General features: G+C 65.3%; 24 protein-coding genes and 1 pseudogene. 11 read left to right on the top strand and 14 right to left on the bottom strand.

The window, feature by feature from the left end:
* Positions 1-26: 26 nt before the first annotated feature.
* The 5 genes from lysM to gcl all read right to left on the bottom strand — a co-directional run bounded on the left by lysM (position 27) and on the right by gcl (position 4,519).
* Positions 27-497, bottom strand: coding sequence for a peptidoglycan-binding protein LysM (gene lysM / locus C5O79_RS30620; protein WP_021162125.1), 471 nt, complete (start codon positions 495-497; stop codon positions 27-29).
* A gap of 11 nt (positions 498-508) precedes the next feature.
* Positions 509-634 carry a hypothetical protein gene (locus tag C5O79_RS38860; protein ID WP_256093589.1) on the bottom strand — a complete coding sequence of 42 codons (126 nt, stop codon included), beginning with the start codon at positions 632-634 and terminating at the stop codon, positions 509-511.
* 321 nt (positions 635-955) lie between these two features.
* Entirely contained in the window at positions 956-1,849 is an 894-nt protein-coding gene (locus C5O79_RS30615) for a 2-hydroxy-3-oxopropionate reductase (RefSeq protein ID WP_046545892.1), read from the bottom strand.
* Between the two features lie 41 nt (positions 1,850-1,890).
* On the bottom strand, positions 1,891-2,700 hold the full coding sequence (gene hyi / locus C5O79_RS30610; protein ID WP_046545891.1) for a hydroxypyruvate isomerase: 810 nt from the start codon (positions 2,698-2,700) through the stop codon (positions 1,891-1,893).
* A gap of 43 nt (positions 2,701-2,743) precedes the next feature.
* The gene (gene gcl / locus C5O79_RS30605; RefSeq protein WP_039367001.1) at positions 2,744-4,519 is read right to left on the bottom strand and encodes a glyoxylate carboligase; all 1,776 of its coding nucleotides are present in this window, start codon (positions 4,517-4,519) and stop codon (positions 2,744-2,746) included.
* Between the two features lie 171 nt (positions 4,520-4,690).
* Here gcl and C5O79_RS30600 point away from each other — a divergent pair, with 171 nt between their 5' ends.
* The 10 genes from C5O79_RS30600 (at position 4,691) to C5O79_RS30555 (ending at position 12,333) form a co-directional block, all read left to right on the top strand.
* Entirely contained in the window at positions 4,691-5,602 is a 912-nt protein-coding gene (locus C5O79_RS30600) for a LysR family transcriptional regulator (RefSeq protein WP_039366999.1), read from the top strand.
* A 178-nt stretch (positions 5,603-5,780) separates the two neighbouring features.
* Positions 5,781-6,422: an RNA polymerase sigma factor gene (locus C5O79_RS30595; protein ID WP_122474016.1), complete on the top strand. Its 642-nt coding sequence runs from the start codon at positions 5,781-5,783 to the stop codon at positions 6,420-6,422.
* Complete coding sequence (locus C5O79_RS30590) at positions 6,412-7,308, top strand: anti-sigma factor (RefSeq protein WP_122474015.1); 897 nt, start codon at positions 6,412-6,414, stop codon at positions 7,306-7,308. Before C5O79_RS30595 ends, C5O79_RS30590 begins: the two co-directional genes overlap by 11 nt.
* Positions 7,309-7,550: 242 nt before the next feature.
* Positions 7,551-7,925 carry a 30S ribosomal protein S6 gene (gene rpsF, locus C5O79_RS30585; RefSeq protein WP_006402295.1) on the top strand — a complete coding sequence of 125 codons (375 nt, stop codon included), beginning with the start codon at positions 7,551-7,553 and terminating at the stop codon, positions 7,923-7,925.
* A gap of 40 nt (positions 7,926-7,965) precedes the next feature.
* Entirely contained in the window at positions 7,966-8,265 is a 300-nt protein-coding gene (gene priB, locus C5O79_RS30580; RefSeq protein ID WP_011657069.1) for a primosomal replication protein N, read from the top strand.
* Between the two features lie 4 nt (positions 8,266-8,269).
* Entirely contained in the window at positions 8,270-8,545 is a 276-nt protein-coding gene (gene rpsR, locus C5O79_RS30575; protein ID WP_006486248.1) for a 30S ribosomal protein S18, read from the top strand.
* A gap of 27 nt (positions 8,546-8,572) precedes the next feature.
* On the top strand, positions 8,573-9,025 hold the full coding sequence (gene rplI, locus C5O79_RS30570; RefSeq protein WP_039366989.1) for a 50S ribosomal protein L9: 453 nt from the start codon (positions 8,573-8,575) through the stop codon (positions 9,023-9,025).
* A 139-nt stretch (positions 9,026-9,164) separates the two neighbouring features.
* A complete protein-coding gene (locus C5O79_RS30565) occupies positions 9,165-10,547 on the top strand; it encodes a replicative DNA helicase (RefSeq protein ID WP_006486249.1) in 1,383 nt (460 codons plus the stop codon).
* A gap of 138 nt (positions 10,548-10,685) precedes the next feature.
* The gene (locus C5O79_RS30560; RefSeq protein ID WP_046545887.1) at positions 10,686-11,312 is read left to right on the top strand and encodes a DUF47 domain-containing protein; all 627 of its coding nucleotides are present in this window, start codon (positions 10,686-10,688) and stop codon (positions 11,310-11,312) included.
* 10 nt (positions 11,313-11,322) lie between these two features.
* On the top strand, positions 11,323-12,333 hold the full coding sequence (locus C5O79_RS30555; RefSeq protein ID WP_046543500.1) for an inorganic phosphate transporter: 1,011 nt from the start codon (positions 11,323-11,325) through the stop codon (positions 12,331-12,333).
* Between the two features lie 149 nt (positions 12,334-12,482).
* On the opposite strand, the gene C5O79_RS30550 is transcribed toward C5O79_RS30555, so the two are convergent.
* Positions 12,483-13,577 (bottom strand): C40 family peptidase, encoded by a 1,095-nt coding sequence (locus C5O79_RS30550; RefSeq protein WP_047850770.1) that lies wholly within the window; start codon positions 13,575-13,577, stop codon positions 12,483-12,485.
* A gap of 237 nt (positions 13,578-13,814) precedes the next feature.
* Positions 13,815-15,617 carry a PhoH family protein gene (locus C5O79_RS30545; RefSeq protein ID WP_047850771.1) on the bottom strand — a complete coding sequence of 601 codons (1,803 nt, stop codon included), beginning with the start codon at positions 15,615-15,617 and terminating at the stop codon, positions 13,815-13,817.
* Between C5O79_RS30545 and C5O79_RS38690 the strand changes: the two are divergent.
* Positions 15,513-15,757: pseudogene (locus C5O79_RS38690) on the top strand (hypothetical protein); the annotation flags it as partial. The gene C5O79_RS30545 and the pseudogene C5O79_RS38690 overlap by 105 nt on opposite strands.
* Before the next feature lie 192 nt (positions 15,758-15,949).
* Here C5O79_RS38690 and C5O79_RS30535 read toward each other — a convergent pair.
* The 7 genes from C5O79_RS30535 to C5O79_RS30505 all read right to left on the bottom strand — a co-directional run bounded on the left by C5O79_RS30535 (position 15,950) and on the right by C5O79_RS30505 (position 22,106).
* Positions 15,950-16,411, bottom strand: a complete 462-nt coding sequence (locus C5O79_RS30535; protein ID WP_031403668.1) for a peroxiredoxin — start codon at positions 16,409-16,411, stop codon at positions 15,950-15,952.
* A 108-nt stretch (positions 16,412-16,519) separates the two neighbouring features.
* Positions 16,520-17,416, bottom strand: a complete 897-nt coding sequence (locus C5O79_RS30530; RefSeq protein ID WP_046545884.1) for a polysaccharide deacetylase family protein — start codon at positions 17,414-17,416, stop codon at positions 16,520-16,522.
* 13 nt (positions 17,417-17,429) lie between these two features.
* Complete coding sequence (locus C5O79_RS30525; protein ID WP_006482864.1) at positions 17,430-18,485, bottom strand: bifunctional UDP-4-keto-pentose/UDP-xylose synthase; 1,056 nt, start codon at positions 18,483-18,485, stop codon at positions 17,430-17,432.
* Entirely contained in the window at positions 18,482-19,429 is a 948-nt protein-coding gene (locus tag C5O79_RS30520; protein ID WP_047850772.1) for a formyltransferase, read from the bottom strand. Before C5O79_RS30520 ends, C5O79_RS30525 begins: the two co-directional genes overlap by 4 nt.
* Entirely contained in the window at positions 19,426-20,448 is a 1,023-nt protein-coding gene (locus C5O79_RS30515) for a glycosyltransferase (RefSeq protein ID WP_046545882.1), read from the bottom strand. Before C5O79_RS30515 ends, C5O79_RS30520 begins: the two co-directional genes overlap by 4 nt.
* Before the next feature lie 6 nt (positions 20,449-20,454).
* Positions 20,455-21,606: a DegT/DnrJ/EryC1/StrS aminotransferase family protein gene (locus tag C5O79_RS30510; protein ID WP_047850773.1), complete on the bottom strand. Its 1,152-nt coding sequence runs from the start codon at positions 21,604-21,606 to the stop codon at positions 20,455-20,457.
* A 128-nt stretch (positions 21,607-21,734) separates the two neighbouring features.
* Positions 21,735-22,106 (bottom strand): EamA family transporter, encoded by a 372-nt coding sequence (locus C5O79_RS30505; protein ID WP_011352303.1) that lies wholly within the window; start codon positions 22,104-22,106, stop codon positions 21,735-21,737.
* Position 22,107 lies beyond the last annotated feature (1 nt).

The raw sequence follows: 22,107 nt of genomic DNA, 5'->3' as shown, positions 1-22,107 counted from the left end.
TGCGTCCGTCTGTCCGGCAACAATGCTCAGGACTGCGGCGGAATCACGAGCTTCTGGCCCGGGTAGATCCGGTCCGGGCTCGACAGCATCGGCTTGTTCGCCTCGAAGATCGCCGGGTACTTGTTCGCATCGCCGTAGACTTCCTTGGCGATCGCAGACAGCGTGTCGCCCGGCTTCACGTCGTGGTACTGCACTTCCGGATCGTCCGGCTGCAGATCGTCGTCGTTGACGCCCGCGACGCCTTGCACGTTGCCGGCCGCGACCTTGACCTTGGCCTTCGTGTCGAGGTCGGCGACGCTGCCCGACAGCGTCACGGTGCGCGACGCGCCGTCGAATGCCACGGTCAGGTTCGACGTGTCGAGACCTTGCGTGTTGATGTAGTTCTTGATGGCATCGGCCGCGGTCTGGTTTGCGGCATTCGGATCTTCCGCGGCTTGCGCATCGGCATGACCCAGCAGTTTTTCACCCGCCTCTTTGATAAACGAAAGAAGACCCATCGTTGCACTCCTTAGGTGGTTGAAAAGAAAACGCGCCGTGAAGTGGCGAAAAAAACACCGCGCTGGGCGCGGTCACCGGAGGTGAACGCAAGCGCGGCGGTTTTCTCGAAAGGCGTGGCGAAAGTGTAGGCGTTCATGACGACGATTGCATGAAAAATCGCACGCTTGAACGTAAAGAAATGTAATACGCGAAATCCGACAGGCGGACACCCGACGACGACGTCTGACCGACCAAGGCTTCCCCGGCGTCGCCGGGTGCCGCTGCGGACCCCACCACGCCGCTCTCAGCCCAGAGCGGCGTTTTTCGCCCCGTCCCGCGTGCCGTCGGCAGTGCAGGGCGGGGCGCCCCACCGTGATGCGCGAGCGTGTCGCGCATCGATGCGACCGGCCGTGCCGGTCACGTGTGTCTGTCGCGCGCGTCCGCCATCGCAGCGGAAACGCGCATCGTTGCAGCCGCGTTACGCGGCCGGCGTCTGGCCGATCTCGAAGTTCGACATGATCTCGAGCGCACGCACGAGTGCCGAGTGATCCCATGCCTTGCCGCCGTGCGATGCACACACGCTGAACAGCTGTTGCGCGCTGGCCGTATGCGGCAGCGCGAGGCCGAGCTTGCGCGCGCCGTCGAGCGCGAGGTTCAGGTCCTTCTGGTGCAGCTCGATGCGGAAGCCCGGATCGAACGTGCGCTTCGTCATCCGCGCGCCGTGCACTTCGAGGATGCGCGAGGCGGCGAAGCCGCCCATCAGCGCCTGGCGCACGCGCTCCGGATCGGCACCCGAACGTGCGGCGAACAGCAGCGCTTCGCCGACCGCCTCGATGTTCAGCGCGACGATGATCTGGTTCGCGACCTTGCAGGTCTGGCCCGCGCCGTTGTCGCCGACGAGCGTGATGTTCTTGCCCATCTTCTCGAACAGCGGCTTAGCGCGCTCGAATGCCGCCTCCGGGCCGCCGACCATGATCGTCAGCGTCGCTTCGCGTGCACCGACCTCACCGCCGGACACCGGCGCGTCGAGGTAGTCGCAGCCGAGTGCGTTGATCTGCTTCGCGAATTCCTGCGTGTCGAGCGGCGAGATCGAGCTCATGTCGATCACGAGCTTGCCGGCCGTCAGGCCCTTCGCGACGCCGTCGTCGGCGAACAGCACGTTACGCACGTCGGGCGTGTCCGGCACCATCGAGATGATGATGTCCGCGTTCCGTGCGACTTCGGTCGAGTTCGCGACGACCTTCGCGCTCGTGCGCAGGTCGTCCGGGATCGGGAACGCGCCGTTCACGACGAGTTGGTGGTCGCCCTTGAGCAGGTTGCGCGCCATGTGCGCGCCCATGATGCCGAGGCCGATGAAACCGATGGTTGCCATGTGAAAGTCTCCTATAGGGCTGAAAACGGGAAGGGCGCGACTCAGGCGGCGCGACGCGCCGAGCCGGGTGCGCAGCCGGCGACGCTTTGCAGCCAGCCGAGGCCTTCCGTCGTGGTGGTGCGGGGCTTGTATTCGCAGCCGACGTAACCGGCATAGCCGAGCCGGTCGAGCAGCGCGAACAGGAACGCGTAGTTGATCTCGCCCGTGCCCGGCTCGTTGCGGCCCGGGTTGTCCGCAAGCTGGACGTGGCCGATCGACGCGAGGTTGCGTTCGATCGTCGCGGCCAGTTCGCCTTCCATGCGCTGCATGTGATAGATGTCGTACTGCAGGAACAGGTTGTCCGAGCCGACCGCGCGGATCACGTCGAGCCCTTCGGACGAGCGGTTCAGCGCGAAGCCCGGGATGTCGAAGCTGTTGCACGGCTCGACGAGCAGGCGGATGCCTTCGCGCTTCAACGCATCGGCGGCAAAGCGCAGGTTGTCGACGATCGTGACGAACGTCTTGTCGCGCGCCGTGCTGGCCGACGGGATGCCGACGAGGCAGTTCAACTGCCGCACCTTCAGCGCCTTCGCGTACTCGATCGCACGGCCGACGCCTTCCTGGAATTCGCCGACGCGGTCAGGCAGGCACGCGATGCCGCGCTCGCCTTGGTCCCAGTTGCCGGCGGGCAGGTTGTGCAGCACGAGGCGCAGGCGATGCGTCTCGAGCCGCTCGGCGAGTTCCTCTTTCGCGTACGGATACGGAAACAGGAACTCGACGGCGTCGAAGCCCGCATCGGCGGCCGCCTTGAAGCGGTCGAGGAACGGCACTTCGTTGAACAGCATGGTCAGGTTTGCAGCAAACTTCGGCATGAGCTAAGCCTCTTCGGTCGGTCAGTCAAAAATGTCGTGCGGTTCAGTCGAGCATCGAGATCGCGGTCGGTGCGTGCTCGGCCTTTTCGGCGAGATCCTCGAATTCGTTGATCGCGTCGATTTCGGTGCCCATCGAGATGTTCGTCACGCGCTCGAGGATCACTTCCACGACCACCGGCACGCTGAACTCTTCCGCGAGCGTCTGCGCCTGACGCAGCGCCGGCTCGATCTCTTCCGGCTTGAACACGCGCAGCGCCTTGCAGCCGAGGCCTTCCGCGACGGCCACGTGGTCGACGCCATAGCCGTTCAGTTCCGGCGCATTCACGTTGTCGAACGCGAGCTGCACGCAGTAGTCCATGTCGAACGCACGCTGCGCCTGGCGGATCAGCCCGAGGTACGAGTTGTTCACGACGACGTGCACGTACGGCAGCTTGAATTGCGCGCCGGCCGCCAGTTCCTCGATCATGAACTGGAAGTCGTAGTCGCCGGACAGCGCGACGATCGGACGGCCCGGGTCTGCTGCACGCACGCCGAGCGCGGCGGGGATCGTCCAGCCGAGCGGGCCGGCCTGGCCGCAGTTGATCCAGTTGCGTGCCTTGAACACGTGCAGAAATTGCGCGGCGGCGATCTGCGACAGGCCAATCGTGCTGACGTAGCAGGTATCGCGGCCGAACACCTTGTTCATCTCTTCGTATACGCGCTGCGGTTTGACCGGCACATTGTCGAAGTGGGTCTTGCGCTGCAGCGTGCGCTTGCGCTCCTGGCATTCCGACACCCACGCGCTGCGGTCCTTCAGCTTGCCGGCGGCCTTCCATTCCTGTGCAACGGCGACGAACAGCTCCAGTGCGGCCTTCGCGTCCGACACGATGCCGAGATCCGGGCCGAACACGCGGCCGATCTGCGTCGGTTCGATGTCGACGTGCACGAACTTGCGGCCCTTCGTATAGACCTCGACGCTGCCCGTATGGCGGTTCGCCCAGCGGTTGCCGATGCCGAGCACGAAGTCGGACGCGAGCATCGTCGCGTTGCCGTAGCGGTGCGACGTCTGCAGGCCGACCATGCCGGCCATCAGCGGATGGTCGTCGGCAATCGCGCCCCACGACATCAGCGTCGGGATCACCGGCACGCCGATCGTTTCGGCGAACTGGACGAGCAGGTCTTCGGCCGCTGCGTTGAGCACGCCGCCGCCCGACACGATCAGCGGCTTGTCCGCGTCGTTGAGCATCGCGAGCGCCTTCTCGATCTGCGCGCGGGTGGCCGCGGGCTTGTAGACCGGCAGCGGTTCGTACGTGTCGATGTCGAATTCGATTTCGGCGAGCTGCACGTCGATCGGCAGGTCGACCAGCACCGGGCCCGGACGGCCCGAGCGCATCAGGTGGAATGCCTGCTGGAACACGCGCGGCACGAGCGCCGGCTCGCGCACGGTGACGGCCCACTTCGTGACGGGCTTCGCGATCGATTCGATGTCGACGGCCTGGAAGTCTTCCTTGTACAGGCGGGCACGCGGTGCCTGGCCCGTGATCGCGAGGATCGGAATCGAGTCGGCCGAGGCGGAGTAGAGGCCCGTGATCATGTCGGTGCCGGCGGGGCCCGACGTGCCGATGCACACGCCGATGTTGCCCGGGGCCGCACGCGTGAAGCCTTCGGCCATGTGCGACGCGCCCTCGACGTGGCGTGCCAGTACGTGGCTGATGCCGCCCGACTTGCGCATGGCCGAGTAGAACGGGTTGATCGCCGCGCCCGGCACGCCGAACGCGGTCTGGATGCCTTCTTTCTCGAGCACGAGCACAGCTGCGTCGACGGCTCTCATCTTGGCCATGAATGTCTCCTTGAATGGGGTGGATCTTGCAAGTGGGTCTGTTGGGGACACTTTAGGGATGCATGAAAGGTTTGATAAGATCAGCCGGAGTCGCTTTTTTCGAAACTAAAAGTATGGAATGACGGCCTGGCGGGCTTTCCACTGGCGCCGGAACAGAGACGGAGACGGGAGATGGACCGCTTCAAGCAGATCGAGACGTTCGTGCGCGTGGCCGATGCCGGCAGCCTGGCGGCGGCGGCGCTCGAGGAGGGCGTGTCGCCGGTGGTGCTCGGGCGACGCATCGACGCGCTCGAAAAGCGTCTCGGCGTGAAGCTGATGTACCGCTCGACGCGGCGGCTGGTGGTCAGCGAGGAGGGCGCGGCGTTCCTCGAGCGCTGCCGCGGCCTCCTGTCCGAATGGGACCAGGCCGAGAACGAACTGGCCGCCGGGCGGCGCGCGGTCAGCGGGCACCTGATCGTGTCCGCGCCGGCCGCATTCGGGCGCAAGCACGTCGCGCCGCACGCGCCCGGCTTTCTGGCCGACAAGCCCGAGATGCAGCTGTCGTTCAACCTGACCGATCGCGTCGTCGATCTCGTGCGCGAAGGCTACGACCTGTCGATCCGGATCGGCGGGGCCGTCGATCCGAACTTCGTCGCGGTGAAGCTTGCGTCGAACCGGCGCGTGGTATGCGGCACGCCCGGGTATTTCCGCCAGCACGGCCGGCCGAAGTCGCTCGACGACCTGCTCAAGCACAACTGCCTGGCGTTCAACCTCCAGGGCGGGCAGAACCGCGGCTGGTATTTCCAGCGCCACGGCAAGATCGCGACGATGCGCGTCGCAGGCAATCTCGACTGCAACGACGGCGAACTGCTGCACCGCTGGGTGGCCGAAGGTCTCGGGCTCGGCTGGCGCTCGACGTGGGAAATCGCCGCCCAGCTCGAGACGGGCGAGCTTGAAACCGTGCTCGACGAATATGCGTTGCCCGACTACGACATCCTCGCGGTCTACCCGCAGCAGCGCTATGTGCCGGCGCGCGTGCGCTACTTCATCGACTACCTGCGCGCCGCTTACGCGAGCCCGGGCTACTGGAGCACCACGCCGTAACCGGCACGGACGGCCTGACCACCGGGCTGTTTGGCGATTTATTTGCGCTTCAGCCGCGCGGCGCGGGAATAAACTCGACGCAACGACGGTAAGGTCATCAAGCGTGCACGTTGCCGGTCTGTCCGGGCGCCGTGCTCGGAACGGGCGCGGCTTCGGCCGCCGGGACCAGGGAGGCCATGTGGGGCAAGCCGGACAGGCGGTCGAAGAGCGGTCGGCGGACGACGCGGTTGCGCGTGGCGAGCGGTTTCGTGCGCTCGTGCTGCCGCATCTCGACGCCGCATACAACCTCGCGCGCTGGCTGAGCGGCAACGCCGGCGATGCGGACGACGTCGTCCAGGACGCGTGCATGCGCGCTCTGCGCTTCGTCGATTCGTGTCGCGGCGACAACGCGCGGCCGTGGCTGCTGACGATCGTGCGCCATACCTGGTACACGGAATGGCGACGCCGCACGCATGCGCACGAGGTCGCGCTGCCCGACACGCTCGACGACACCGACGTGCCCGACGACTGGCAACCGGCGACCGACGATCCGCTCGCGCACCTGCTGCGCGGCGAGAACGTGCGGCTCGTGAACGAAGCGCTCGCGAAGCTGCCGCCCGAATACCGCGAGGTGCTCGTGCTGCGCGAGATGGAGGACCTGAGCTACCGCGAGATTGCGGCGATCGCGGACGTGCCGGTCGGCACGGTGATGTCGCGGCTCGCACGGGGCCGGCGCAAGCTCGCCGCGCTGCTGGGCGGCCCGCCGGCACCGGCGGCCGAAGGCAGGCCGGGCCGTACGCCGGCTGGCGGAACCGCATCGGAGGCTATTGATGGACTGTAACGAAGCGCGAGCGTTGCTGGACGCGGACGTCGACCGCGAGCTGTCGGCGCCCGATGCGTTGCGGGTCCAGCAGCATGTCGAAGGGTGCGAAGCGTGCCGCCGCGAACGCGCGCGGATCGTCACGCTGGTGCAGGCCGTGCGCCAGGCTGACTATCACCGTGCGCCGGATGCGTTGCGGGCCAGCATTCTCGCGAGCCTGCCGACAGCGGCCGATGCGCCCGTGCGCGAGCAGGCGCGGGCGGAGCCGCAGCCCGAACCGCGCTCAAAGCCGCAGCCGCGTCCGCGCGGCCGCCGCTGGTTTTCGTGGCTGACGGACCAGGGCGGGGCGGCACGCCCGGCTTCGGCCGGCATGGGGCCGCGCGTTGCCGCGCTGCCCGGCCTCGGCTGGGGTGTCGCGCTGCTGGTGGCGCTTGCCGCGGCGGGCGGGATGGCGTTGTCCGCCCGCCACGCCGACACCGACCGCACGGTCGACGAGCTCGTGTCGAGCCACGTGCGGGCCGACCTGTCGGCGCGCGACATCGACGTGATCTCGACCGACCGGCACACGGTCAAGCCGTGGTTCAACGGCCGGATCGACTATGCGCCGCCGGTCGAGGATCTCGCGGCGGACGGCTTCGCGCTGGTCGGCGGCCGGCTCGACTACGTCGGGCGGCGCCGCGTCGCGGTGCTCGTCTACCGTTACCGGCAGCACGTGATCGACGTCTACGTGCGGCCGGCCGGGGAGGGGCCGGGGGCGCCGTACACGACCGTGTCGCAGGGCTACGCGCTCGACCGCTGGGACGCGGCCGGGATGACGTGGTGGGCCGTGACCGACGCCGAACCGTCGGCGCTCGCGGCATTCAGGACCGCGCTCGATGCGCGGCTCGGGGTCACGCGCACCGAGTGACGGCACGGCGGCGGACTGCGGGCCTGCCGCGCGCTTCTGTTCCGACCCTGACCGGGAAAAGAGAGTCGAAGGGCGGCCCGCTTGCCGGGCGCGCCCTTCAAGTCGTTGAAAACACGGCCGAATCCGCGTGCGAATCGTCGATTGGTCTTGCATGTGCCCCGTATCCGGGTTAGAATCTTCGGCTTCTCACTTGCCACACCGGTTCAGACGCCCGGGTGGCTTTAATCCACAAGGAGTGTGTAATGCGTCATTACGAAATCGTATTCATCGTGCACCCCGATCAGAGCGAGCAAGTGCCCGCGATGATCGAGCGTTACAAGACCACGATCACGTCGCACGGCGGTCAGATCCACCGCGTCGAAGACTGGGGCCGTCGCCAACTGGCCTACATGATCGAGAAACTCGCGAAGGCTCACTACGTCTGCATGAACATCGAGTGCGACCAGACGACGCTCGACGAACTCGAACACGCGTTCAAGTTCAACGACGCCGTGCTGCGCCACCTCATCGTCAAGATGAAGAAGGCCGAAACCGGCCCGTCGCCGATGATGAAGGAAGTTCAGCGCGAAGAAGCCAAGAAGGCGGCTGCAGCTCAGCCGACCGAAGCGCAGGCTTAAGTTCGTCACTCATTAAGCCATCAAGGAGCGCGTCACTCACGTGAACAGGTTGCAATTGACGGCAAGCGTCGTCGAACGCGCACCGGTGCGATACACGCCGGCAGGTGTTCCGATCGCAAGCGCCACATTGCATCACCGCACGGAAGTCGTCGAAGCAGGCATTCCCCGTCAGGTCGAAATGACGATCGAGGCGGTGGCGGCCGGTGAGGCGAGCGGCAGGCTGGAGAGTCGTGAAATGGGCGTCGAAACGCTGTTCACGGGCTTCCTGGCAAAGAAAAGCCGCAACGCGAGAACCTTGGTGTTTCACATCACAGCATTGCAGGACATTGGAAAGGACTGAAATCATGCCCCGCCCGACTGGTAAGAAATTCGACAAGCGTCGTCAGCAACAAAACCCGCTCTTCAAGCGCAAGAAGTTCTGCCGTTTCACGGCCGCAGGCGTCGAGCAGATCGACTACAAGGACACGGAAACGCTGAAGGACTTCATCGGCGAAAACGGCAAGATCACGCCGGCTCGTCTGACGGGTACGAAGGCGCACTATCAGCGTCAGCTGGATACGGCCATCAAGCGTGCGCGTTTCCTCGCGCTGCTGCCGTACACCGATCAGCACAAGGCGTAATCAGGCGACGCAATAAGGAGAATTCGAATGCAAATCATTCTGTTGGAAAAAGTCGCCAATCTGGGTAACCTCGGCGACATCGTCAAGGTCAAGGACGGTTACGCTCGCAACTTCCTGATCCCGAATCGCAAGGCTCGCCGTGCAACGAAGGAAGCGATCGCCGAATTCGAAGTTCGCCGCGCTGAACTCGAAAAGATCGCCGCTGAAAAGCTGGCAGCATCGCAGGCAGTCGGCGAGAAGCTGAACGGCCAGTCGTTCGAAATCACGCAGAAGTCGGGCGTTGACGGCCGTCTGTTCGGCTCGGTCACGAACGGCGACGTCGCGGAACTGCTGAAGAAGGCAGGTTTCGAAGTCGAGAAGCTGCAAGTTCGCATGCCGGAAGGCCCGCTGAAGATGATCGGCGAGCACAGCGTCCAGGTCGCGTTGCATACGGACGTCGTCGTCGACGTCACGATCAACGTGATCGGCGACCACGCGTAAGCGTACGCAAGCTTTCCGGGCGGCTTCCGCCGTCCGGACAAGGGCAGGCGCCCGGGCAACCGGGGCCTGCCTTTTTTATTGCTCGTTCGCCGGTGGCCGGTATGGCGCCGTCCTGTGTAATTCGCGATAATCCCAACCCATGAACGCGCCGCAAGATCCTCAAATCGAATCGCTGAAAGTCCCGCCGCATTCGGTCGAAGCCGAGCAGTCGGTGCTCGGCGGCCTGTTGCTCGACAACGCGGCCTGGGACCGGATTGCCGACTTCCTGTCGCAAGGCGATTTCTACCGCTACGATCACCGGATCATCTACGAGCACATCGGCCGCCTGATCGCGTCGACGCGCCCGGCCGACGTCGTGACCGTGTACGAAGCGCTGACCACGTCCGGCAAGGCCGACGACGTCGGCGGGCTTGCGTACCTGAACGCGCTCGCACAGAACACGCCGAGCGCGGCGAACATTCGCCGTTATGCGGAAATCGTGCGCGACCGCGCGGTGCTGCGCCGGCTCGTGTCGGTCGCCGACGAGATCTCGGCCGATGCGTTCAACCCGCAGGGCAAGGAGGTCCGCCAGCTGCTCGACGAGGCCGAGTCGAAGGTGTTCTCGATCGCCGAAGAGGGGGCGCGCGGCAACCAGGGCTTCCTCGAGATCGGCCCGCTGCTCACGCAGGTCGTCGAGCGTATCGATACGCTGTACCACACGGCGAACCCGAGCGACGTCACGGGCACGCCGACGGGCTTCGTCGACCTCGACCGGATGACGTCAGGGATGCACGGCGGCGAACTGATCATCGTCGCAGGGCGTCCGTCGATGGGTAAGACCGCATTCTCGATGAACATCGGCGAATACGTCGCGGTCGAGTACGGGCTGCCGGTCGCGGTGTTCTCGATGGAAATGCCGGGCACCCAGCTCGTGATGCGGATGCTCGGCTCGATCGGCCGGCTCGACCAGCACCGGATGCGCACGGGCCGCCTGACGGACGAGGATTGGCCGAAACTGACGCACGCCGTGCAGAAGATGAGCGAGGCGCAGCTCTTCATCGACGAGACGGGCGGCCTGAACCCGATGGAATTGCGCTCGCGCGCGCGGCGTCTGGCGCGGCAATGCGGCAAGCTCGGCCTGATCATCGTCGACTACCTGCAGCTGATGTCGGGTTCGTCGCAGGGCGAGAACCGCGCGACCGAAATCTCGGAAATCTCGCGGTCGCTGAAGAGCCTCGCGAAGGAACTCGACGTGCCGGTGATCGCGCTGTCGCAGCTGAACCGCGGCCTCGAACAGCGTCCGAACAAGCGCCCGGTGATGTCGGACTTGCGCGAATCGGGCGCAATCGAACAGGACGCGGACGTGATCCTGTTCATCTACCGTGACGAAGTCTACAACCCGGACAGCCCCGACAAGGGCACGGCCGAAATCATCATCGGCAAGCAGCGTAACGGTCCGATCGGCCCCGTTCGGCTCACGTTCCTGGGTCAATACACGAAGTTCGACAATTTTGCTGGAGCGCAGACCTTCTACGGCGAGTAACGCCGGTTGTAAAGTCCTAAATCGCCAAACGTTGTATCCAATCCCGCCGTGCGCACATGCGCGCGGCGCGGCGCGACCGGAAACGGTACAATACCGCCCGTTTTCGTGACAGTAGTTTGACAATCTCTCAGGAATCCCATGTTCGGTCGATTCATGCCCACCGAGGGCAAGTTCTTTGAACTCTTCAACGCGCACGCGAAGCACATCGTTGCCGGCGGGCGCGAACTCGAACTGCTGATCGACAATCTCGCCGATGCCGAGATTCACAAGCAAAACGTGCAGACCGCCGAGAAGGCCGCCGACAAGCTCACGCATGAGGCGATCGATCTGCTGCACAAGACTTTCATCACGCCGCTCGATCGCGACGAGATCCACAAGCTGATCACGACGATGGACGACATCCTCGACCTGATGGAAGACGTCGCGACGGCGGTGTCGCTGTACGACGTGCAGTCCGTCACGTCCGAGGCGAGCCAGCTCGCGCACATCGTCACGCAGTCGGCCCAGCACGTGCAGCAGGCAGTCGGATTGCTGTCCGACATGAAGCAGTCGGCGCAGATCCTCAAGCAGTGCGAGGAGATCGACCGCTGGGAGTCGGAGGCCGATCGCGTGCTGCGTGCGGCCATGTCGAAGCTGTTCCGCGAGGAAGACGACGTGAAGACGCTCATCAAGCTGAAGGCGATCTACGAGCTGCTCGAAGAGATCACCGACAAGTGCGAGGACGTCGCGAACATCATCGAAGGCATCGTGCTGGAAAACGCCTGAGCGGACCACGATGCATTCGATACAACTCGCCCTATGGATGGTCGCGGCGCTGGTGCTCGTCGCGCTCGTATTCGACTTCATGAACGGCTTTCACGACGCGGCGAACTCGATCGCCACCGTCGTGTCGACCGGGGTGCTGAAGCCCCAGCAGGCCGTCGTGTTCGCGGCCGCGTTCAACGTGATCGCGTACTTCATCTTCCACCTGAAAGTCGCGCAGACCGTCGGTAAAGGCACGATCGACCCCGAGATCGTCGACCACTACGTCATATTCGGCGCGCTGGTCGGTGCGATCGGCTGGAACGTGATCACGTGGTACTACGGGATTCCGTCGAGCTCGTCGCATGCGCTGATCGGCGGCCTGGTCGGCGCAGCGCTCGCCAAGTCGGGCTGGAGCTCGCTGAACATCGACGGGCTGCTGAAGACCATCGCGTTCATCTTCATCTCGCCGCTGCTCGGCTTCATCCTCGGCTCGCTGTTCATGCTCGGCGTGTCGTGGCTGTATTTCCGCACCGCGCCCAGCAAGGTGGACCGGCGCTTCCGCCGGCTGCAGCTGCTGTCGGCCGGACTGTACAGTCTCGGGCACGGCGGCAACGACGCGCAGAAGACGATCGGCATCATCTGGATGCTGCTGATCGCGTCGGGCTATGCGTCGGCAACCGCCGATGCGCCGCCGGCGTGGGTGATCGGCGCGTGCTATCTGTCGATGGGCCTCGGCACGCTGTTCGGCGGCTGGCGCATCGTGCGCACGATGGGCCAGAAGATCACGAAGCTCAAGCCGGTCGGCGGTTTCTGTGCGGAAACCGGCGGCGCGATGACGCTGTTCCTCGCATCGTTCCTCGGCATTCCGGTGTCGACCACGCACACGATCACCGGCGCGATCGTCGGTGTCGGTGCAACGCAGAAGCTGTCGGCCGTGCGCTGGGGTGTGGCCGGCAACATCGTGTGGGCATGGGTGCTGACGTTGCCCGCGGCTGCGTTGTTCGCGGCCGGCGGATGGTGGCTCGGTCACCAGATCTTCTGATTGCAGACGTAGCCGGATCGACATCCGATGCGCCGCAAGCCGAGAGGCTGCGGCGCATTTTCTTTTGGAGCGGGGAAGTTTGCGACGGAGCGGACGAGGCGGCGGCAGATACCGCCAACGTCATTTACTGTCGAGGTTCGGGCAACCGGTCAGTAGCTTCCGTTCGCAAACCGCGCGATCGGATCGTCCGTCGTACTGGTGCGCGGGCGGACGGGCGCGGATTGCGTCGACGCGCGCAATACCTGCACAGGTGCGGGCTCGATACCGCGCGGAGACGCCGGCGCGGCGGCAGGCGGCGGTTCGGCATCGAACGCGGCGGCCTGGGCGGCCGTGAGTGCCGTCGTCGGAATCTGCGTGCCGGACTCCACAGGGGCGGCTGGCGCTGCATTGGCCGTCATCGCGGTCATGCCGTCATTCATTGACGTTGCCTGTTGCTGCGCGGCCTGCATACGCGGTGGCGGCGGTTCGTACGGATCGGCGGCCGGGGCCGCAGGTGCGGCTGCGGCGGTCGTCACGACCGGCGCGGCAGCGATGACCGGCGAGGGCGCAGGCGCCTGCGTCGCTCTCGCTTGCGACGACGCATAGGCAGGCGGCCGCGGTGCAGCGGCAGTTGCGACCACCGGGGCAGGTGCGGCCGCCGGCGCGCCGCGCGGCTCGTCGCGCTTCGCCTCGTAGGTCGGCGCGTCGAACGGCGTTGGCGCCCCGCGCGGCGGCGCGACGCGGCGAATACCGTCGAAACGCTTGGCCCAGTACGGGTTCGTCAGGTAGTCGAGCCGCACGGTGCCGCCCGTCGACGGTGCGTTGACGAAGCGCAGCTTGCCGACGTAGATGCCGACGTGCGAATGCGCGCGGCCGGTCGTATTGAAGAAGATCAGGTCACCCGGCGCGATCTGGTCCGGGTCGATCGATACGCCGCGGCTGCTCATGTCGGCGGTCGTGCGCGGCAGGTTCACGTCGGCCGCGCGGCCAATCACGTAGCGCACGAGCCCGCTGCAGTCGAAGCCGCTCGTCGGCGTATTGCCGCCCCAGCGATACGGGACGCCGACGAGGCTCATCGCCTGGATCGAGATCTCTTCCTGGCCGACGCTGTGATCGACGAATTTCGGGAAATTGGCGGGGGCGGGAAACGCGCGCGGCGTCGTGATCCTCATGCCCGAGTCGGAGCGCGATGCCGACTGCGGCGGCACGCTGGAGCAGGCCGCAAGCAGGGAAACGACAGCAACGGGAACCCAGATTCGAAGCATGGCAAGGCTGGCAAGCGCGGCGCGCTCGCGAATCGTATGACAACAGACAGACCCGATGGTAGACGCTCCCGCGGGGCTTAAGCAACCATTCTTGAGAATTTACTTGAAGTTTCGCGCGTAAACGGCGTTGTTGCGTGATGAAGCGTTACTTGCGTGTTCGACCCCAAATAAAAACGGCGCTCCGTTTCCGGAGCGCCGCGAGGCGTCGACAGTCGGCCGATCGGCCGGCTGGCCGCGTTACAGGATGTCCGACGCGTAGTCGGCGAGCCGCGAGCGTTCGCCGCGCGCGAGCGTCACGTGGCCGCTGTGCCCCCAGCCCTTGAAGCGGTCGACGACGTACGTGAGGCCCGAGCTGCCCTCGGTCAGGTAAGGCGTGTCGATCTGCGCGATGTTGCCGAGGCACACGATCTTCGTGCCCGGGCCCGCACGCGTGACGAGCGTCTTCATCTGCTTCGGCGTCAGGTTCTGCGCCTCGTCGATGATCAGGTACTTGTCGACGAACGTGCGGCCGCGCATGAAGTTCATGCTCTTCACCTTCAGGCGCGAACGGATCAGTTCCTGCGTCGCGGCACGGCCCCATTCACCGGCCGCGTCGTCGGTCTTCTGCAGCACTTCGAGGTTGTCGTCGAATGCGCCCATCCACGGCTGCATCTTCTCTTCCTCGGTGCCCGGCAGGAAACCGATGTCCTCTCCGACCGGTACGGTCGCCCGCGTCACGATGATCTCGTTGTAGCGCTTGTCGTCGAGCACCTGCGCGAGGCCGGCCGCGAGCGCGACGAGCGTCTTGCCGGTACCGGCCTGGCCGAGCAGCGTGACGAAGTCGATCTCGGGGTTCATCAGCAGGTTCAGTGCGAAATTCTGCTCGCGGTTGCGCGCGGTGATGCCCCACACGTTGTTCTTGTGGTGGCTGTAGTCGCGCAGCGTCTGCAGCAGCGCCGTCTTGCCGTTCAGCTCGCGGACGATCGCATGGAACGTCGGCTCGCCGTTCTGCGGCTCGAGATAGACGAACTCGTTGACGAGCATCGACGCGACGAGCGGGCCCGTCACGCGGTAGTACGTGGTGCCCGTCTTCGTGTCCTGCCAGCTCTCCATGCCCTTCGCATGCTTGGTCCAGAAGTCCTGCGGCAGTTCGCGCACGCCGTTGTACAGGAGATCGGAATCCTCGAGTACCTGGTCGTTGAAGTAGTCTTCCGCGGGCAGGCCGAGCGCGTGCGCCTTGATCCGCATGTTGATGTCTTTCGACACCAGCACGACCTGACGGTCGGGCCGGTCGCGCTGCAGCGCGCGCACGACGCCGAGGATCTGGTTGTCGGCCTTGCCTTCGGGCAAGCCTTCGACGGGCGCGATATCCGCGAGCTTGGTCTGGAAGTACAGGCGGCCGAGCGCCTCGCGGCTGCCCAGGCGCGACAACGGAATGCCGGCCGTGATCGCGCCGGCATCGGCGACGAGCGCGTCGAGCGTGCGGCTGACCTGGCGTGCGTTGCGCGCGACTTCGGACATCCCCTTCTTGTGGTTGTCGAGTTCCTCGAGCGTCATCATCGGCAGATAGACGTCGTGTTCCTCGAAGCGGAAGAGGCTGCTCGGGTCGTGCATCAGCACGTTGGTGTCGAGCACGAACAGCTTCTGCTGTTCGGCTTCGGCGGGCTTGCGGCTGCGCGACTTCGTCGCGGCGCCGGTATCGCGCGCGGGGGTGGCGGCCGGTTTGTCGGCGGCCGGTTTGTCGTTGCGCGCGACGATCGGTGCCGCGGGTTCGGCGGCCGCCGGCATCGGCTGCAGCAGGGCGGCCGTCTGTTTCGTCTTGCGGCCACGTGCGGGTGTGCTTGCGGCATCTTGCGTCGAAGACGCGACGGCGCGCAGCGGCGCGGCCGTGTTCGCGGCTTCGGTCATCGGTTGGGCCACGCTCGCCGGACCAAAGTCACCGGCTGTGGATGCGTCCCCTTCGGCGGATTTCTTCGCGGCTTTCGCGGGCCGCGCTTTCGCCTTGTATTCGTCGGGCGGCAGCAGGCTGCCGAGCTTGCTGGGGGGAGTAGGCAAAGGCATGGTGTCCCTCGGGAGGAATCGTGTCGCATGGCGTGCGCCGCTGATCGCATCCTGCGTGACGTAGACGCATGCAGTTTGCGCGCGGTGGCGCACAGGAAGTTCGTCTAGCCGGTTCGCCTAAGTGTCGATCAGCTCCTTGACGCGGTGAGGGCCGGACCGAGGCCCGGCGCGCAATCCATAAAAAAAGCCGCTGCCTCGTCGATAGAGGCATGCGGCTCGGCTGATACGGTCGTAATGCGCGTCAGGTGCCGGCAAGCATCGCAACGAGCACCGGCGCAGCTACGAGAAATATGGGGCGAACTGGCATTCATTGCGGCCCAATATAACGCGCCTCAAAGCGCTTGTACAGCACTTAGCACGTCGTCCACATGACCCGGTACCTTGATGCCGCGCCATGCCTGGCGAAGCACGCCGTCGGCGTCGATGAGGAACGTGGAACGCTCGATTCCGCGCACTTCCTTGCCATACATTTTCTTCATCTTGATGACATCGAACAGCGCGCACAGCGCTTCGTCGGCATCGGAAATCAGCGGGAACGGCAGTTCGAGCTTAGCCTTGAAATTGTCATGCGAGCGCAGGCTGTCGCGCGACACGCCGATGACTTCCGCCCCGGCTTTCTTGAACTTCGGATAGAGATCGCGGAACTGCAGCCCTTCGGTCGTGCAGCCCGGCGTGTTGTCCTTCGGATAGAAGTACAGCACGAGTTTCCTGCCCTTCAGGTCGGACAGCGAAATGTCGCCGCCCGTGGCCGGTGCGGTGAAATCGGGAACTTGACGGTCAACTTCGACGGACACGTGTTTCTCCTGTTGTTATGGAAAGGCGCCGCTGCGGCGGCGCGGTTCGGCGGGGCGTCGCGGCAGTGCGCCGCAAGGGCGCAGCGGGCGACGCCGGCACGCGCGAACTCAGTCGGGCTGGACGATCAGTTCGCCGGAGCGGCCGGGAATTTCGCCCCACGTGACAGGGTACGATGGCAGCGAGTCGCGGTCCAGCGCTGCGTGGTAGTCGCCCATCGTCGCGAACGTGTGGCCTTGCGCGCGCCAGCCGGCGAGCAGTTGCTCGAACACGGGCGCGAGCTTCTGGCCTTCCAGTTCCGCATGCAGCGTGAACACCTGGTCGTGCGGATTGGTTTCGGTGAACTTGAGGATGTGCGCGGCGACGTTGTGCGTGTCGACGCCGTCGATGCCGAGCACTTCGTCGAGCGTCGGCAGCGTGGTGGGCATCTGCACGTGCGACAGCGTGCGGCCATTGACGACGGGCAGGTACGGCGAATGGCCGCGGCCATCGGATGCGTAGCGCATCCCCCATGCGTCGATCTGCTCGAACGCGGAATCGTTCATCTGCCAGCCGGCCGCGCCGTGCGTGACGGGCGGCGCGCCGAAGATCTCGATGAAGCGCGCGTGGCTCTTCTGCATTTCACGCGCGGTCCAGTCGCGATCGCGCACGCGGACGTTGTCCTGCCAGTACACGTGATCCCACGTGTGGATCCCGCATTCGAAGCCGGCCTCGTGAATCGCGCGCATGTCGGCGATCGCGCGGCGGCCGATGTCGGGGCCCGGCAGCAGCACGCCGTACATCAGCTGCTTCACGCCGTAGTGCTCGACCACCGACGTGCGCGACACTTTCTTCAGGAAGCCGGGGCGGAACACGCGCCGCAGCGCCCAGCCCGTGTGATCGGGCCCGAGGCTGAAGAGGAAGGTCGCGCGCGCACTGAAGCGGTCGAAGATGCGCGCGAGATTCGGCACGCCTTCGCGCGTGCCGCGCAGCGTGTCGACGTCGATCTTGAGGACGATGCGAGCCAAGCGAACGTCCCGATCAGCCTTGCTGTTCGACGAGCGCGCGCGCGTCGGCGACGTGGCCGCGATATGCTTCGAAGATGTTGCGCAGCGCGTCGTCGAACGTCGCTTGCGGCGCCCAGCCGAGCTCCTGCATCGTGTTGTCGATCTTCGGCACGCGGTTCTGCACGTCCTGGTAGCCGTTGCCGTAGTAGGCGCCGGACGTCGTCTCGACGAGCTTCACCTGCTTGGCAGAATCGGCGTACTCGGGGAATTCCGCCGCCAGTTCGAGCATCTTGTGCGCGAGTTCGCGAACCGAGAAATTGTTCTTCGGATTCCCGATGTTGTAGATCTTGCCCGACGCGACGCCGTCCTTGTTCTCGATGATCTTCATCAGCGCGCTGATGCCGTCGCCGATGTCGGTGAACGCGCGCTTCTGCGAGCCGCCGTCGACGAGGCTGATGTTCTCGCCGCGCACGATGTGGCCGAGGAACTGCGTGACCACGCGCGAGCTGCCTTCCTTCGGCGTGTAGATCGAGTCGAGGCCCGGGCCGATCCAGTTGAACGGACGGAACAGCGTGAAGTTCAGGCCTTCCATCCCGTAGCCCCAGATCACGCGGTCCATCAGCTGCTTCGAGCATGCGTAGATCCAGCGCGGCTTGTTGATCGGGCCGTAGGTGAGGGCCGATGCATCCGGGTCGAACTGCTCGTCCGAGCACATGCCGTAGACCTCGGAGGTCGACGGGAACACGAGGTGCTTGCCGTACTTGACGGCCGAACGCACGATCGGCAGGTTCGCCTCGAAGTCGAGTTCGAACACGCGCAGCGGCTGCTGGACGTAGGTGGCCGGCGTCGCGATCGCGACGAGCGGCAGGATCACGTCGCACTTCTTCACGTGATACTCGACCCACTCCTTGTTGATCGTGATGTCGCCTTCGAAGAAATGCATCCGCTCGTGGTTGACGAGGTCGCCCAGTCGATCGGTCTGCATGTCCATGCCGAACACTTCCCAATCGGTGGTTTCAAGAATGCGCTTCGACAGGTGATGGCCGATGAAGCCGTTCACACCCAGGATCAGGACTTTTTTTGCTTTCATGAATGACGGGAAGAATGAATGAACTGCGCGAATTCCGCGGGTGTCACGACGGTTTCGCCGCCGTCCCGCTGCTGCCACAGCTCGAGAATGGATAGGGCGCGGCTGTCACCGCAGACGCCGAATAGCGCATTATCGCTTACGTGCAGGCCGGGCGGCAAATCTGACGCGGCGGCCGCTGCCGCGCTGCCGGGCGCCGCGAGGCGCGCGCGTGCGATCACGAAACGCGTGCCGTCGACGTCCGTGAACGCGCCCGGATACGGGGGCGCGACCGCGCGCACCAGGTTGTAGACCTGCGCGGCCGGCTTTGACCAGTCGATGCGACCGTCCTCGGGCTTGCGCCCGCCGTAGTAGCTGCCGGTGGCGAGATCGTTCGGCAGGTGCGGTGCCTCGCCGGCGAGCAGCGCGGGCAGCACGCGCCAGAGCGTCTGCTCGGCCGCTACCGTGACCTTGTCGAACACCTGCGTGGCCGTGTCGTCCGGCAGGATCGGCACCGCGGTCTGGCCGATGATCGCGCCGGCGTCGGGTTTCGCCGCCATCTCGTGCAGCGTCGCGCCGGTTTCGGTTTCGCCGTTCAGTACCGCCCAGTTGGTCGGTACCCGACCCCGGTATCTCGGCAGCAGCGACCCGTGCATGTTGTACGCGCCCTTCGGCGCGATCGCGAGCAGGTCCACCGGCAGCATGTGCCGGTAGTAGAACGAGAAGATGAAGTCCGGCTGCGCGTCGGAAACCGCGCGGCGCAGCGCCGGATCGGCGGGATCGGCCGGCGTGACGACCGGAATGCCGTGCTCGGCCGCGACGGACGCGACGCTGCCGAACCAGATGTTCTCGTTCGGGTTGTCCTCGTGCGTGACGACGAGCGCGACGTCGACGCCGCGCGCGAGCAGCACCTGCAGGCAGCGCACGCCGACGTTGTGATACGCGAAGACGACTGCGCGCGGCTTCATTGCGCGGCACCCGTGCGGTTCGCGCCGGCCGGCACCGCCGGCACGCCGTCGTGCTGCTCGAGCACGGCCTGGATCAGGTAGCGAGGCCGTGCACGCACCTGCTGGTAGATGCGGCCGACGTATTCGCCGAGCAGGCCGAGCGCGAAGATGATCACGCCGAGCAGGAAGAACGTGATGGCAAACAGCGTGAACACGCCTTGCACTTCCGCGCCGACGATGAAGCGTCGCACGAGCAGCAGCACGAACAGCGCAGCTGAGCCGAGCGACAGGATCACGCCGATGAACGACAGCCACTGCAGCGGTACGACCGAGAAGCCCGTCACGAGGTCGAAGTTCAGCCGGATCAGGCTGTACAGCGAGTACTTCGACTCGCCGGCGAAGCGCTCCTCGTGCGCGACCTCGATTTCGGTCGGTTTCTGCGCGAACGTGTACGCGAGCGCGGGGATGAACGTGTTGACTTCGCCGCACACGTTGATGGTGTCGATGATGCGGCGGCTGTACGCGCGCAGCATGCAGCCCTGGTCGGTCATCTTGATGCGCGTGATGCGCTCGCGCAGGCGGTTCATCATCTGCGACGCCTTGCGCCGCCACAGGCTGTCCTGGCGTTGCTTGCGGATCGAGCCGACGTAGTCGTAGCCCTCGCGCATCTTCGCGATCAGCTTGCCGATTTCCTCGGGCGGGTTCTGCAGGTCGGCGTCGAGCGTGATGACGATCTCGCCGCGCGACTGCGCGAAGCCGGCGAGGATCGCCATGTGCTGGCCGTAGTTGCCGTTGAGCAGCACGACGCGCGTCGTGTCGGGACGGACGTGGAACTGATCGGCGAGCATCGCGGCCGAGCGATCGCGGCTGCCGTCGTTGATCAGGATCACTTCGTACGACGTGCCGAGTGCGTCGAGTGCCGGGTACAGCCGCGCGAACAGCGCAGCCAGGCCATCTTCCTCGTTGTACACGGGGATGATGATCGATACTTCCGGGTTCGCGGCGCCCGGGTGCCCGGCGCGTGCTTCAAGGTGACTCATGTACGCTTATTTTCCGTATTGTTCGCAAATCTGGTTGATGGCGTCGACCACGCGACGCACGTCGCTTTCCGTCATCTGCGTGAAGAGCGGCAGCGTGACGGTCGACGCGCCGTACCGTTCGGCGTGGGGGAACATGCCCTCCTTGAAGCCGCGTGCACGGTACAGCGTGAAAAGATGGATCGCCGGGTAGTGGATGCCCGTGCCGATGCCGCGTTCCTTCATCTGCGCCATGAACTCGGCGCGCGTGATCGTCAGGCGCTCGAGCGGCAACGTGATCAGGAACATGTGCCAGTTGCCGTTCTCGAATTCGGCGATCGGCAGGCCGACGCCGAGCTTCACGGCTGCACTGCCGTCGAATTCGGCGAAGTATGCACGCGCAAGCGCGCGGCGCTGCGCGGTGAAGCGTTCGATGTGCGGCAACTGGCCGAGGCCGACGCGCGCGGCGACGTCGGTCAGGTTGTACTTGCCGCCGAGCACGTCGCAGTCCATCCCGTCGAAGCCCGTGCGCGTGATACCCTGCAGCCGGTACTTCTGCGCGAGCGTCGCTTCTTCCTCGTTGTTCAGCACGAGTGCGCCGCCTTCGATCGTCGTCAGGTTCTTGTTCGCGTGGAAGCTGAACGACACGATGTCGCCGATCGCGCCGATGCGCTTGCCGTTCCACGTCGAGCCGAACGCCTGCGCCGCGTCCTCGATCACGCGCAGCTTGTGTGCGCGTGCGATCGCGTACAGGCGGTCCATGTCGACCGGCAAGCCGGACAGGAATACGGGAATGATCGCCTTCGTGCGCGGCGTGATCGCCTGCTCGAGCTTGTCGAGGTCGATGTTGCGCGTGACGGGATCGATGTCGGCGAACACGGGCGTCGCGCCCGTCTCGAGGATCACGTTGCTGGTCGAGACCCACGACGCCGGCGTCGTGATCACTTCGTCGCCGGCGCCGACGCCCGCGATGCGCAGGCCGATCTCGAGCGTGCAGGTGCCCGAATTGAACGCGCGGACCGGACGGCCGCCGCAGTACTCGGACAGCGCCGCTTCGAATTTCTGGCACTGCGGGCCGGTGGTGATCCAGCCCGAGCGCAGTACGTCGACGACGCCCTGGATGGTTTCCTCATCGATCTCGGGGCGAGTGAACGGCAGAAACGGAGCGGTAGTCTGGCTCATGTGCGCTTTGGCCTGTAATGGCGTGTAATAAAAGGGTCGGGCGATCCGTCCGAAACCGGCATTAAACACCGGTTGGCCGATTCGCACCGTGATTTTTTGTAGGCGGACGCTTAACGCCGCGGACGTGCTCAGCTGCGCGCGAGCACGAGCACGCCGATCAGGATGATGCCGATGCCGACGAGCCGCTGGACCGACAGCACTTCGCCGAACAGGTACCAGGCCGCGAACGCGTTGACGACGTAGCCGAGCGACAGCATCGGGTACGCGATCGACACGTCGACCCGCGACAGCCCGACGATCCAGACCACGACGCTCAGCACGTAGCAGCCGAGGCCGCCGATGATCGGCAATTGGGTCGCGATCTTCAGGCCGACCGGGATGATGTTCGCACGGCTGAATTCGAAGTGTCCAACGGCGTTGACGCCGGCTTTCAGCAGAAGTTGCGCACAGGCGTTGAGCATCACGCCGGTGATGATGCAGACGAACGAAACGGGATTCATG

This window comes from Burkholderia sp. SRS-25 (genome assembly GCF_004343765.1).
In the GTDB taxonomy this organism is placed as follows: domain Bacteria; phylum Pseudomonadota; class Gammaproteobacteria; order Burkholderiales; family Burkholderiaceae; genus Burkholderia; species Burkholderia contaminans.
The sequence above is the reverse complement of the archived record's forward strand: the minus strand, read 5'-3'. Positions and strand labels throughout refer to the sequence as shown.

What these genes read in the sequence shown, in the direction of transcription:
- lysM (WP_021162125.1), bottom strand. Translation starts at nt 497, where the DNA reads ATGGGTCTTCTTTCGTTTATCAAAGAGGCGGGTGAAAAACTGCTGGGT.
- C5O79_RS38860 (WP_256093589.1), bottom strand. Translation starts at nt 634, where the DNA reads ATGAACGCCTACACTTTCGCCACGCCTTTCGAGAAAACCGCCGCGCTT.
- C5O79_RS30615 (WP_046545892.1), bottom strand. Translation starts at nt 1,849, where the DNA reads ATGGCAACCATCGGTTTCATCGGCCTCGGCATCATGGGCGCGCACATG.
- hyi (WP_046545891.1), bottom strand. Translation starts at nt 2,700, where the DNA reads ATGCCGAAGTTTGCTGCAAACCTGACCATGCTGTTCAACGAAGTGCCG.
- gcl (WP_039367001.1), bottom strand. Translation starts at nt 4,519, where the DNA reads ATGGCCAAGATGAGAGCCGTCGACGCAGCTGTGCTCGTGCTCGAGAAA.
- C5O79_RS30600 (WP_039366999.1), top strand. Translation starts at nt 4,691, where the DNA reads ATGGACCGCTTCAAGCAGATCGAGACGTTCGTGCGCGTGGCCGATGCC.
- C5O79_RS30590 (WP_122474015.1), top strand. Translation starts at nt 6,412, where the DNA reads ATGGACTGTAACGAAGCGCGAGCGTTGCTGGACGCGGACGTCGACCGC.
- rpsF (WP_006402295.1), top strand. Translation starts at nt 7,551, where the DNA reads ATGCGTCATTACGAAATCGTATTCATCGTGCACCCCGATCAGAGCGAG.
- rpsR (WP_006486248.1), top strand. Translation starts at nt 8,270, where the DNA reads ATGCCCCGCCCGACTGGTAAGAAATTCGACAAGCGTCGTCAGCAACAA.
- rplI (WP_039366989.1), top strand. Translation starts at nt 8,573, where the DNA reads ATGCAAATCATTCTGTTGGAAAAAGTCGCCAATCTGGGTAACCTCGGC.
- C5O79_RS30565 (WP_006486249.1), top strand. Translation starts at nt 9,165, where the DNA reads ATGAACGCGCCGCAAGATCCTCAAATCGAATCGCTGAAAGTCCCGCCG.
- C5O79_RS30560 (WP_046545887.1), top strand. Translation starts at nt 10,686, where the DNA reads ATGTTCGGTCGATTCATGCCCACCGAGGGCAAGTTCTTTGAACTCTTC.
- C5O79_RS30555 (WP_046543500.1), top strand. Translation starts at nt 11,323, where the DNA reads ATGCATTCGATACAACTCGCCCTATGGATGGTCGCGGCGCTGGTGCTC.
- C5O79_RS30550 (WP_047850770.1), bottom strand. Translation starts at nt 13,577, where the DNA reads ATGCTTCGAATCTGGGTTCCCGTTGCTGTCGTTTCCCTGCTTGCGGCC.
- C5O79_RS30545 (WP_047850771.1), bottom strand. Translation starts at nt 15,617, where the DNA reads ATGCCTTTGCCTACTCCCCCCAGCAAGCTCGGCAGCCTGCTGCCGCCC.
- C5O79_RS30525 (WP_006482864.1), bottom strand. Translation starts at nt 18,485, where the DNA reads ATGAAAGCAAAAAAAGTCCTGATCCTGGGTGTGAACGGCTTCATCGGC.
- C5O79_RS30520 (WP_047850772.1), bottom strand. Translation starts at nt 19,429, where the DNA reads ATGAAGCCGCGCGCAGTCGTCTTCGCGTATCACAACGTCGGCGTGCGC.
- C5O79_RS30515 (WP_046545882.1), bottom strand. Translation starts at nt 20,448, where the DNA reads ATGAGTCACCTTGAAGCACGCGCCGGGCACCCGGGCGCCGCGAACCCG.
- C5O79_RS30510 (WP_047850773.1), bottom strand. Translation starts at nt 21,606, where the DNA reads ATGAGCCAGACTACCGCTCCGTTTCTGCCGTTCACTCGCCCCGAGATC.
- C5O79_RS30505 (WP_011352303.1), bottom strand. Translation starts at nt 22,106, where the DNA reads ATGAATCCCGTTTCGTTCGTCTGCATCATCACCGGCGTGATGCTCAAC.